14 protein-coding genes and 1 CRISPR repeat array are annotated in these 11,363 nt (G+C 44.9%); of the genes, 10 read left to right on the top strand and 4 right to left on the bottom strand.

Features of this window, described 5'->3' with window-relative positions; genetic code table 11:
- Window positions 1-391: 391 nt before the first annotated feature.
- Both MiSe_RS43785 and MiSe_RS43780 read right to left on the bottom strand, forming a co-directional pair.
- On the bottom strand, window positions 392-706 hold the full coding sequence (locus MiSe_RS43785) for a tetratricopeptide repeat protein (RefSeq protein ID WP_226592721.1): 315 nt from the start codon (window positions 704-706) through the stop codon (window positions 392-394).
- An 80-nt stretch (window positions 707-786) separates the two neighbouring features.
- Window positions 787-1,416, bottom strand: coding sequence for an HAD-IB family phosphatase (locus MiSe_RS43780; protein WP_226592719.1), 630 nt, complete (start codon window positions 1,414-1,416; stop codon window positions 787-789).
- A gap of 250 nt (window positions 1,417-1,666) precedes the next feature.
- On the opposite strand from MiSe_RS43780, the gene MiSe_RS43775 reads away from it, so the two are divergent.
- The 7 genes from MiSe_RS43775 to MiSe_RS43745 all read left to right on the top strand — a co-directional run bounded on the left by MiSe_RS43775 (window position 1,667) and on the right by MiSe_RS43745 (window position 6,043).
- Window positions 1,667-2,119 (top strand): DM13 domain-containing protein, encoded by a 453-nt coding sequence (locus tag MiSe_RS43775; protein WP_226592716.1) that lies wholly within the window; start codon window positions 1,667-1,669, stop codon window positions 2,117-2,119.
- 186 nt (window positions 2,120-2,305) lie between these two features.
- Window positions 2,306-2,791, top strand: coding sequence for a quercetin 2,3-dioxygenase (locus MiSe_RS43770; RefSeq protein WP_226592714.1), 486 nt, complete (start codon window positions 2,306-2,308; stop codon window positions 2,789-2,791).
- Window positions 2,792-2,897: 106 nt separating this feature from the next.
- Window positions 2,898-3,440 (top strand): hypothetical protein, encoded by a 543-nt coding sequence (locus tag MiSe_RS43765; protein ID WP_226592712.1) that lies wholly within the window; start codon window positions 2,898-2,900, stop codon window positions 3,438-3,440.
- A 15-nt stretch (window positions 3,441-3,455) separates the two neighbouring features.
- Window positions 3,456-3,785: a hypothetical protein gene (locus MiSe_RS43760; RefSeq protein WP_226592710.1), complete on the top strand. Its 330-nt coding sequence runs from the start codon at window positions 3,456-3,458 to the stop codon at window positions 3,783-3,785.
- 20 nt (window positions 3,786-3,805) lie between these two features.
- Window positions 3,806-4,303, top strand: a complete 498-nt coding sequence (gene msrB, locus MiSe_RS43755; RefSeq protein WP_307731649.1) for a peptide-methionine (R)-S-oxide reductase MsrB — start codon at window positions 3,806-3,808, stop codon at window positions 4,301-4,303.
- Window positions 4,304-4,503: 200 nt separating this feature from the next.
- A complete protein-coding gene (gene egtD / locus MiSe_RS43750; protein WP_444980626.1) occupies window positions 4,504-5,508 on the top strand; it encodes an L-histidine N(alpha)-methyltransferase in 1,005 nt (334 codons plus the stop codon).
- Between the two features lie 100 nt (window positions 5,509-5,608).
- Window positions 5,609-6,043 (top strand): GNAT family N-acetyltransferase, encoded by a 435-nt coding sequence (locus tag MiSe_RS43745; protein ID WP_226592706.1) that lies wholly within the window; start codon window positions 5,609-5,611, stop codon window positions 6,041-6,043.
- 239 nt (window positions 6,044-6,282) lie between these two features.
- Here the strand turns inward: MiSe_RS43745 and MiSe_RS43740 are convergent, their stop codons facing one another.
- The gene (locus tag MiSe_RS43740; RefSeq protein ID WP_226592704.1) at window positions 6,283-7,530 is read right to left on the bottom strand and encodes a GAF domain-containing sensor histidine kinase; all 1,248 of its coding nucleotides are present in this window, start codon (window positions 7,528-7,530) and stop codon (window positions 6,283-6,285) included.
- A 34-nt stretch (window positions 7,531-7,564) separates the two neighbouring features.
- Here MiSe_RS43740 and MiSe_RS51660 point away from each other — a divergent pair, with 34 nt between their 5' ends.
- On the top strand, window positions 7,565-7,696 hold the full coding sequence (locus MiSe_RS51660; RefSeq protein ID WP_264196985.1) for a hypothetical protein: 132 nt from the start codon (window positions 7,565-7,567) through the stop codon (window positions 7,694-7,696).
- Between the two features lie 21 nt (window positions 7,697-7,717).
- Window positions 7,718-8,392: a response regulator transcription factor gene (locus MiSe_RS43735; RefSeq protein WP_226592702.1), complete on the top strand. Its 675-nt coding sequence runs from the start codon at window positions 7,718-7,720 to the stop codon at window positions 8,390-8,392.
- Between the two features lie 286 nt (window positions 8,393-8,678).
- Here MiSe_RS43735 and MiSe_RS43730 read toward each other — a convergent pair whose 3' ends face one another.
- Complete coding sequence (locus MiSe_RS43730; protein WP_226592700.1) at window positions 8,679-8,888, bottom strand: CAB/ELIP/HLIP family chlorophyll-binding protein; 210 nt, start codon at window positions 8,886-8,888, stop codon at window positions 8,679-8,681.
- A 553-nt stretch (window positions 8,889-9,441) separates the two neighbouring features.
- Window positions 9,442-10,057: a CRISPR direct-repeat array (repeat unit 36 nt; unit sequence CTTTACAACTACATCTCCCCGCAAGGGGATGGAAAC).
- Window positions 10,058-10,184: 127 nt separating this feature from the next.
- Between MiSe_RS43730 and arsM the strand changes: the two genes are divergently transcribed.
- A complete protein-coding gene (gene arsM, locus MiSe_RS43725) occupies window positions 10,185-11,153 on the top strand; it encodes an arsenosugar biosynthesis arsenite methyltransferase ArsM (RefSeq protein ID WP_226592698.1) in 969 nt (322 codons plus the stop codon).
- Window positions 11,154-11,363: the final 210 nt, after the last annotated feature.

Below are 11,363 nucleotides of genomic sequence, written 5' to 3'. Positions count from 1 at the left end.
CTAATAGCGCTCGAAACATACTACTGAGGTTCCTTGCTCGGCTAGAGCCACACAAACTGTTATCAGTTTGCGGTGTACTTGGAGTAATCCAAGTAATCGACACGTTTACACACGTTTAGGAAGGCAGGCGAGAAAAATGACACAAAAGGGGGAAAACCAAGATCAGAAACAGAAGAAACGGTGCGAGTTCGCTGGAGAATTCGTTTCTGGCTCGCCAGATTCTCCAAATAAAATTTGTGCTTACAAGTGCAAAGGGTACGGAGCGCTAGCGACCTTTCCGTGGCCTAAGGATCAGCCTTGCCCGCCATCGTTTGATGGTAACTTTCCAGAGCCATAGTTAACTCACCTTGTCTACCCCGTAAGCAGGGTAGACGCCCAAATCATTTAGATTTTAATGGGAGGGAGCGTGAGAGAATCCTTGCTTTTTGGCGTTGAGATACCATTTCGTCGCTCTTTCGGGACTTGAAGCGTAGATGGCGCCCAGGTTATTAGAAGCAACTCCGTAGCCTTGCTCAGATGATTTTGTGTACCAGGCGATCGCTTCAGATATATCGACATCAACACCCAGCCCTAAATGGTACATATTCCCAACTAAACACTGTGCTTCAGAGTTACCAGCAAGGGCTAATGGCTTAAGTATTTCCATTGCCTTGTGATAATCCTTTCGATCAAAAGCGGCTATTCCTTCTAGCAATAAGTTTTCCATGTCAACCTTTGCGATTTGATTTACGAACAGGTTAGCGCAATATTGTTGGTTAATTATTAAGGCATGGGGAGCATCCCGGATTATTTCCACAATGCCGCGAGATAGTCGCGCACGGTAAAAAAGTCGTTCCAGGGGATGTAGGGTTTTTGATTTTGATCGAGATATTTGGCGAGGCGATCGCGTGCAAATACCAGTGGTGCAACGAGTGCCATATTGAGGTCTGTGAGGGAGTCGCCGATAGCGATCGCTTGGTCTGGGGCATATGCTTCTATGACCTTGACTTTCGCGACCATTTCTGTACCTGCTTCGTATGGCGATCGCACCTGCAACTGCACGCCGCTGGTATCTACATCAATTGCATGAATACCACGCACCCGTTCCACCAACGATCCCAAAACAACTTCTACCATCCCGCGCAGTCCACCAGAAACCACTACCAAAGGCACGCCCTGAACTTCTAGAAAATCGAGTAATTCTGAAAATCCCGGACGGATCGGTTGGGGTCGGGTTAATTCGATAATTTCCGGGTAGCGCGACGATGGAATTGACTCCAAAATTTGCCGCACTCCCTCTCGCAGTGTCAGTTCTCGTGCATACATTTGGGGGAGCAATCGCGCAGAAAGTTCCGGTGCAAATTGTTTGAGGACTGCCTCAAACGTCTCGTGCGCTGTAATCGTTCCATCAAAATCGCAGAAAACAATTCGCTTCACGCTTTCTCCCCACATTACAGGACTTACGCAGAACCTAGAAATCTGGTTTCTTTGCCTAATTCCTGCACATTATACCAGTTTTTTCGCCCCATTTTTGATTTTAACATTAATCTTTCCTGAAATTCTCCTGAGATTTTTCTGAGTTAATTCTCAGCATTTTTGATTCAAACCTTCAGTCAGCCATCATGCCAAACCAAATTTTTAAGGTCATAGTTAATTCAAAGCAATCTTAGATTAAACGGTGAAAGCGATGAAAGCATATTCTTTAACCTTACTGGGTTTAGCTTCTATTTTAACCCTGAGTTCTCAACTCACTTTATCTGCAATGCAGCCGAGTCAAATTGTTGTAGCTCAAGCTTCCCAATCATCGACCATTGCTTCTGGAAGTTTTGTAGCAGCCGAACAACCGACTCAGGGAATGTTTCGCATCGTGATGGAAAACCGTCAGCGTTATCTGGAATTGGGTCAAACATTCAAAACGAATCGAGGGCCAGATTTGTATGTAATTCTGTATCGCACAGATGCACCGCCCCCATCGGGATTGAGAACGCAAGATTATATCATTCTTGGTCGCTTGCAAAAGTTGAATGGCGCTCAACGTTACGCAATTCCAGCTAATGTTAATCTGGCAAACTATCGCGCGGCTGCGATTTGGTGTCGCCGGTTTAATGCGACGTTTGGCTATGGTAAATTAGGTAGCTAACTCAAGTTGCTAGTTACATCCCTTGGCGCTGGTAATAGCGTTACTAGGCTCTGCCGTGGAAGGGTAATGGGTAATTGTCAAGAGTATACTGCCAATGAATCCAATTACCAATTACCAATTAGCAATTAGCAATTCCCAAATTTATAATCTTGGATTGTCCCAAGACACTATCTAAAAGAGGCAAAAATGGCAAGAAATCAAGACAGCATATTGATGCAACCTGGTGAAGGTTCCTCTTCTTGGGTACTGGGAGATTTGTACAGGTTTAAAGCACTGAGCGAAGATACAGGTCAAACCTATGGGTTGGTTGAAATTATCATGCAACCCAACAGCGCAGTTCCACCCCACATTCATACAAGGGAAAACGAATCTTTTTACATTCAAGAAGGTGAGATAGAGTTTCAACTTGGGGAACAAACAATCGTTGCTACACCCGGAACCTTCGTTCATTCTGCTAAAGGACAGCCCCACAGTTTCCGCAACATCGGCGCCAAACCAGCTAAATTTTTGTGCTGGTTAACACCAGGAGGATTGGAGAAGTTTTTTATCGAAGTGGGTACTACAGTTTCGGCAGAAAATCTTACGCCACCTGCTGTGACTAGCGCAGATATCGAAAAATTAATTGCAACTGCTCCCAAGTACGGTTTAGAAATTCTTCCTCCTCCGGCTTAACTATTGAACTCGTGAACTCGTTCCCAGGTTCAACCTGGGAACAAAAACCTCCGCATCGGCTGGCTACTGCTGCAATATCTGCACCTATTAATCAAGGGAATTAACTATGAACAATGAATGGCAAATAACAGGTAAAATCAATCCAAAAGACCTGACAGAAAGTAGACTGCAATTGCACTATGGCATTCAATTTATTGCAGCAACTGGCGCGGCTTTAGCAGCACCGAAACCAGACTATAATCATACAAGCTTGGGATGGAATTCCCAATTAAAAGCCTTTGTGGGAGAACCAATTAAGGCAAATAAAACCTTCTCGGTAGCACTGGCTACGGTTAGTATAACTTCATTTTTACTAGATAAAAAAGGCAATCAAATTCCCGAATTATCCTTGGATAAACAAACATTGGCACAGGCGATGAACAGGCATCGGGAAGAAATTGCCAAGCTAGGTGCTGAAGCTGAAAAAGTGGTTTTTATTGACTATCCACCAGATGATTTTCCCGACCATGAAATTGCTCGCGGTACGCCTTTCGATGCCAGTTCATCAGAAACTGGACGGCAAGAATTGGCAAAGTACTACGCGAATGCTAATCTTCTGCTTCAAGAAATAGTTGCAGAACACAAAGAAGCCTCTCCAATCCACACTTAGCCTCACCATTTTGATATGGCGACTCTCATTACCCTTCCCGATAAGCATTCCCAGGCAGAACATGGGAATGAGGGGGGAGAAATGACTGTAGGCGTTGGTATGTCACCGGGAGATAAAAGTTATGATGAACCCTACTGGTATGTAACACCTTGGCCTTATCCAGATACAACAAATCTGCCTCAAGTAGATGGGGGAGGTTTCTGGCATACGCAGCACTGGGTGGGAGCGGTTTTAAAAGCGTCTCAACTAACTCAAGAGTCAGCGTCGGCGCAAGCAAAGCAAGTTAGGGTGTTTTTAGATTCGGCGGTAAAAGCATCGAAAGCCTTGCTCGAAGCAGAGGGTTAAAAAATCTTGTATCTTAAAATATGAAGCGAGCGAAATTTTTACAAGCTGGCGTCGCAATTATCGGCGCAGCATGGTTATCGCGTCATTTACCTTGGAGGTCAGAAGTTATGGCAGCTGCCAACAATGAATTTGAAATTCAAAAAACTGAGGCAGAATGGCGCAAAATTTTGACGCCAGAACAGTTTAACGTACTGCGTCAACACGGCACCGAACGCGCGGGGACGAGTCCGCTTGATAAGCAATATGCTAAAGGGACTTTTGTCTGTGCGGGTTGCGATTTGCCGCTGTTTTCTTCGGAAACTAAATATAACAGCGGCACGGGGTGGCCTAGTTTTTATGCTCCGATAGAAGGGGCAATTGGCACATCAGTAGATCGGTCGTTTTTTATGACTCGAATTGAAGTGCATTGTAGTCGTTGCGGTGGACATTTGGGTCACGTATTTAACGATGGCCCTGCGCCTACAGGTCAACGTTTCTGCATGAATGGCGTGGCGCTTAAGTTTATCGCCGCTGAATAGATTGTTGGTGCGTTACGGCTTTTGCCATAACGCACTTTATTTTAATGCGATCGCATGGTGTTTTTGAAGATAACAGCGAGAGTATTGTAGAAGGGATTACTCGTTTTCTGGCGAATCCTGATTTAATGAACCGCCATAGACGCGCAGCGGCTTCCCGTAGGGTAGACGCCAAGATCGCCAAGAAGAAGAAGAGGAAGAAAATGGAAAGAACAATAGTAATGTCTGAAGCTGGGTTAAGTTCTCGGTTGCGGTGGATAAATCTGGGGGATTCTGATGGGGTAGATGAGGGTTTGGATGTTATTGAAGGGTTAAGGAATAGTCCTAAAACTCTGCCTTGTCGTTATTTTTATGATGAGAGGGGTTCGCTGTTATTTGAAAGAATTTGTCAGCTGCCTGAGTATTATGTTACGCGCAAGGAAGAAGCTGTTTTAGCATCCTGTGCTGAGGAAATTGCTCGGTTAACTGGTGCTTGCGAATTGGTGGAATTGGCGAGTGGCAGTTCTGGCAAAAGTCGCTTGCTTTTAGATGCTTATAATCAATGGGATTCTCCTCTGTTTTATTGTCCAATTGATGTTAGTGCCGGAATGCTTAAGAGTAGTGCGTTAGATTTGTTGCGGGAATATCCCAAGTTACAAGTCTGCGGTGTTGCTGGGACTTATGAAGCAGCTTTGTCTCAATTGTCGGCGTCTGAATTTGTGCCTCGGATGTTGATTTTTCTGGGGAGTAGGTTGGGAAATTTGTCACCGCAGGCTGGCGATCGCTTTCTCTCATATATCAAATCTAACTTACAACCGGGCGAGTTTTTTCTCTGCGGTGTGGATTTGCAAAAATCACCGGAAATTATCGAAGCTGCTTACAATGATACCCAAGGAGTTACGGCAGCTTTTAATTTAAATATTCTGCGTCATATTAATCGTCGCTTCCATGGCAATTTTGCTGTTGACCAGTTTACCCACTTTGCGTTTTATAACCAAGTTGCTGGGCAAATTGAGATGTATTTGCGGTGTTGGCAATCTGGGATTGTCAGGTTAGATTCGCTTAATTTGCAAGTGCCGATTCAAGCAGGGGAAACGATTCGCACTGAAATTTCTCGCAAGTTCTATTTACCGAGTTTGATATCTAGCTTGAAACAGCAGGGATTTCAGTCGGTGCGAGTTTGGACTGACCCGCAAAATTGGTTTGCTTTGTTACTTTGTCAGTGCTAAGGAGATGAAGCGCTTACGCAAAGAAACAAAGGTGATAGGATCTTGCGCGTAAGTTCTATCTATAATATTTTCAGTTATTAGTGAGGACTTCTCAGCGGACATGTTTAAACCAGCAGAAACTTCTGATATTGATACTCTCCTCATCTTGATACAGGAGTTTTATCAGATAGAACATCTTAAATTTGATCGCAATACCTGTGATGCTCTCACTAATCTGTTAAACAATAAATCTTATGGCGGTGTCTGGTTAATTCAGCATCAAGAAGAAACTATTGGCTATGTCGTTCTCACAATTGGGTATAGCTTGGAATTCCACGGACGCGATGCTTTTATTGATGAACTTTATATTAGATCCAATTATCGGGGACAAGGAATTGGCACTAAAACTTTAGAGTATATGCAAGAAGTTTGTCGTTCTCTTGGTATAAAAGCGCTCCATCTGGAAGTCGATCGGGTCAATAGGAAAGCTCAGGAAGTATATCATCGCTTTGGGTTTCAAGACCACAACCGCTATTTGTTAACTAAATGGCTTTGAATATATTTATATTGTTTTCACTGAGCCTTATACCGGAGGCAGAGCCTCCCGATCCTCGTTCCCAGGCTCAGCCTGGGAACGAGATCAGCGAGGCTCTGCCTCGCTTCCTAGAGGCTCTGCCTCGCTTCCTAGAGGCTCTGCCTCGCTTCCTAGAGGCTCTGCCTCGCTTCCTAGAGGCTCTGCCTCGCTTCCTAGAGGCTCTGCCTCGCTTAAGTAAACGCCATTCGCCCCTACAATGTTTATGCAACTAAAGGCAAGATCGCGCTCGCGGTTGTTCCAAGATTGGCAGAAGATTGGATACAAAACTCGCCGCCGTGAGCATCAATAATGCGCTTGACTATTGCCAATCCCAGTCCGGTTCCGGAGGCTTTTGTTGTATAAAATGGTTCGGTTAGTTTCGGTAACACTTCTGGGGGAATTGGGTCGCCTCCATTGTGAATTTGAAGACAAACTTTATCTGGAAATAGGCAAGTTTCTAGCTTGATTGTCACCGTTTCTCCTTCTGCGCTCGCTTCACACCCATTCCGCACTATATTTATCAATACTTGCTTCAATTTATCCTCATCCCCGATAACTTTAACACCAGTAGATGCCGGGATAAATTCAATCTTACAATCCATTGCTTCTGGCATATTCCGCAGCGTTGACAAACTTTCGGCAATAAATTTGTTTAAATCTATTTTGGTCAAATTCAATGCCTGCGGTTTGGCATAAAGTAAAATTTCGCGCAACAACCGTTCTAGGCGATTCGCTTCGTCTAAAGATAGGTAAAGTCGCTCTCGATCTAATTCGGATAAATCCAACCGCTTAAAACCGTTCAAACCCAATTTGATTGTGGTTAAAGGGTTGCGAATTTCATGGACGATGGTGGCAGCAAATTCGCCAATTGCTGCTAAGCGTTCCCGTTCTACTAATTTAGCTTGCGCCATCCGCAATTCTTCAGTCCTTTTTGCGACTTCATCCTCTAAAATTTCGTTAAATTGTCGCTGTTGTTGGTAAAGATAATAATTATCAATTGCAGTGGCGGCGCGTTCGGCAAACATTTCGGCAATGCGAATTTCTACTGGGGCAAACTTGCGCGGTTTTTTATGAAAAGAACAAATAGTACCAATTGCTTCTCCGTGGGAAGGACGCAAGGGAACGCCCAAATAAGCGCAATATCCTTCTGGTGCTTTTCCATAGTCGTTGCAATTTCTGACATTCTGCACCACCAGAGTTTGCCCCGTTTTGACGACTGTCCCCGTTAAACTACCGTGCAATGAATAAGTTTGATCGGCAGCATCCCCGATGTCGATACTGCTTGCTAAGACTTTCTCTAACCCTTCCTGGCATAAGGTTACCACCGACCAATCAACCCCAAGCAATTGACTGACGCCGCAGGCAATTTCTTTCAGATAGTCACTCAGTTCCCCCGTTCGATAGCTGAGGGATGATAAAATTTCCAGTGTTTGCCTCTCTTGTTGCCACTGAAGCCATTTCCAGAACATCGAGTCCTCCTTGCTTGAGGCAATTTGTCAAATTATGTACAAATTTGACCATTGCCGCCAGCGATCGCAGTTATACTCATATAACCCACGATCGCCATCAGCCGAACAAAAAGCTGAAATTCTTTACATCAGCCTGTTTGACCCAAATCTAAAATCTAAAATCTAAAATCTAAAATCCAAAATCCATATGACCTCGCACATTTTACTAATTGAAGATGAAGTTAAACTAGCTCGATTTGTAGAAATTGAGTTGACTTACGAAGGATATCAAGTCAGCGTCAAAAACGATGGTTTTGAAGGACTCACCGCCGCCAGGGAATTGCATCCCGATATTATACTTCTCGATTGGGGGCTGCCAGGGTTAACGGGGGTGGAAATCTGTCGCCGCTTGCGAAGTACGGGTGACAAAGTGCCGATTATTTTATTAACGGCTAAAGAAGAAATAAGCGATCGCGTCGCCGGATTAGATGCTGGTGCCGATGATTACGTCGTCAAACCTTTCAGCATTGAGGAATTATTAGCCAGAGTGCGCGCCCACCTCCGACGCACCCAAGAACCTAACCCCGATGTATTAAAATTTGCCGACCTCAGTTTAAACCGCAGCACCCGCGAAGTCTTTCGCGGCGATCGCAGTATAGAATTAACTGCCAAAGAATTCGATTTACTTGAATACCTCCTCGCGCATCCCCGCCAAGTCCTCACCCGCGATCAAATCTTAGAAAAAGTTTGGGGTTACGACTTCATGGGCGACTCTAATATTATTGAAGTTTATATCCGCTACCTACGCCTAAAATTAGAAACCGACACCACGCCCCGGTTAATTCATACGGTACGCGGTGTGGGTTATAGCTTGCGCGAATAATTCAATTGCAGATTGCAGATTGCAGATTGCAGATTTAATTTTCATCTTATATTATGTGCAGTCGATTACCCATAATCGGCAGCCGGGACACGGCAAGAGCGAATTTATATGTTTGTCCGATATATCTCTGATGCCGTGTCCCTACGCAACGACCGGGTGAGGTTTTTTTATTATAGGTAATTCAACAGACATGATATTAAATCTAAAATCTGCAATCTAAAATCTCAAATTCTTACTAACAGTTGACAGTTAACTGTCAACTGTTAACTGTCAACTGTCAACTGTCTTACAGGTTGCTAATCCAGCCAATTACGCCATGTCCGGTGATGACTTCTAACGCCAAGAGAGAGACAAAACCAATCATCGCCAGACGTCCGTTTAGCTTTTCTGCATACTCGGTAAAACCAGTGCGAGAAGTGCTGTCTACATACATTTTCGGTTCGATAGCGAAGTTATTCAGTCTGCCGCCTTCTTCAACTGTGTAACGTGAAGTCATTGCTTTTTATCCTCGTTTTCCCTTGTTGTAAACAAATGTAACAGATTTTTAATTTATGTAAAGGTGACCTTAGTCACAAGAATTAAGCGATCGCGATCGCAGATAAAGAAGAACCTCTTCTCAGATCTTGCACCATAGTCCACAACCGCCAGAGAATCAATTCTCTGGCTAATAGCGAAAGTCCATTGAAATGGACTGTTAATCTGATTTCAGTCCACTTCAGTGGACTTGGGCTAAAAGCCTTTGGACTTGAGTCCACGGCGGGCGAAAATCACAGGTGCAAGATGCGATCCTTCCCAATCTCCCTCCTCCGGGGCTTGACAAATTTTTCCTGTTTACCTTAATTTATTTTGTATAGCGTCATCGACGCATCTCCGCCGATCCTTGAAAACCGCATAACTTCGTTGAGATGCGTCGATTGCTTACGCAGTCAGGGTTTCAAGCTTTTATTTTTCCGTTTATTGCAAATGACCCCCCCTTTATTGACAGTAAAATTTAGATGCGTCGATTTGCAGCCTGAAACCCAGTCCTGGTAAGGCTCCCTGAACGAACTCTTTACAACTACATCTCCCCGCAAGGGGATGGAAACCATTAAGTTGCTCGGCTTGACGGCGACACTGGCCCGGAACTTTACAACTACATCTCCCCGCAAGGGGATGGAAACCATTTGCTTGTAGGTGATAAGTCCGTAAAACGTGATTCGGCTTTACAACTACATCTCCCCGCAAGGGGATGGAAACACCTGCCCATTCCTCAATTTTTTTCTTCAAAAAATCTTTACAACTACATCTCCCCGCAAGGGGATGGAAACACTTGGGCGATAGCAGCCGGGCGAGCATCTTTTAACTTTACAACTACATCTCCCCGCAAGGGGATGGAAACTCAGACTTGATACCTGATACATCGACACCGAAGAAAAATTCTTTACAACTACATCTCCCCGCAAGGGGATGGAAACACCTCATCCCGAGGGTTTACCTCCTCGAAACGCTTTACAACTACATCTCCCCGCAAGGGGATGGAAACGATGTGGGTGATTTGATCGTCTTGACTTTGGTTGTTTTGCTTTACAACTACATCTCCCCGCAAGGGGATGGAAACACACACGAGGGTGTGTAGCCGAAAAAATTACTCTTTACAACTACATCTCCCCGCAAGGGGACTAAAACTCCTTATTCCGCTCAATAATCGAACAGATTCTTAGGAACAACTAATTGAGAAAAAGTTGAATATTTATAGGAAGTGGCGTTAGCTGGATTACACTACAACGCTAGTGCTGTTACAGGTTTGACCAAAATGACCTATCTCGAAACCGCTGCGGAATTTTACAGCAAAGTGGCGCAAAAGCCCGAAGTGGGGTTGTGCTGCGTGCAAAGCAGTCCTTTGCAACTACCGGGATTGAAAATTCCGCCGCAAATGCAGGAAATGAACTACGGTTGCGGTACAACCGTCCATCCTGCGGAATTGGGAAATGAACCAACTGTGCTGTATGTGGGAGTTGGCGGGGGTTTGGAAGCGTTGCAGTTTGCTTACTTTTCCCGGCGTCAGGGTGGGGTAATTGCAGTAGATCCGGTGGCGGAAATGCGTCAGGCGGCGTCGCGGAATTTGGCGCAAGCAGCTAAGGAAAATCCCTGGTTTGATACTGCTTTTGTGGACATTAGGGAAGGGGATGCGTTTAATTTGCCGGTGGCTGATGCTTCGGTGGATGCGATCGCCCAAAATTGTCTGTTTAATATCTTTGAACCCGCCGATCTAAATAAAGCACTTAAAGAAGCTTTTCGCGTGTTAAAACCAGGTGGAAAACTGTTAATGAGCGATCCAATTGCTACTCGTCCCATCCCCTTGCACCTGCGCCAAGATGAACGCTTGCGGGCAATGTGTTTATCCGGCGCATTGACTTATGAAGAGTATACTCAACACTTAATTAATGTCGGGTTTGGACAGGTAGAAATTCGCGCGAGGCGTCCCTATCGGCTGTTAGATTGTCAAACTTACAATCTAGAAGAACCTTTACTCTTAGAAAGCCTCGATTCTGTTTCTTTTAAAGTCGAAATTCCTGAAGATGGCACTTGTATTTTTACCGGCAAAACGGCAATTTATATGGGAAATGAAGAATTTTTTGACGATCGGGCGGGGCATATTCTTCAGCGCGGTGTTCCCGCCGTTGTTTGCGACAAAACGGCTGGTAAGCTGGGCGCATTATTATCTAAAGATGTATTGATAACCGATTCTACCTGGCACTACACTGGCGGCGGTTGTTGTTAGTTATCTGAACCGATAGGGTAGGGGCACGGCATCCATAGGCAAACCCCTTAACTCAAAGGTTTCGGACCCCAGGGTAGGGGCAGGGCATCCATAGGCAAACCCCTTAACTCAAAGGTTTCGGACCCCAGGGTAGGGGCAGGGCATCCATAGGCAAACCCCTTAACTCAAAGGTTTCGGACCCCAGGGTAGGGGCAGGGCATCCATAGGCAA

It is taken from the genome of Microseira wollei NIES-4236 (assembly GCF_020521235.1).
Taxonomy (GTDB): domain Bacteria; phylum Cyanobacteriota; class Cyanobacteriia; order Cyanobacteriales; family Aerosakkonemataceae; genus Microseira; species Microseira wollei.
The sequence above is the reverse complement of the archived record's forward strand: the minus strand, read 5'-3'. Positions and strand labels throughout refer to the sequence as shown.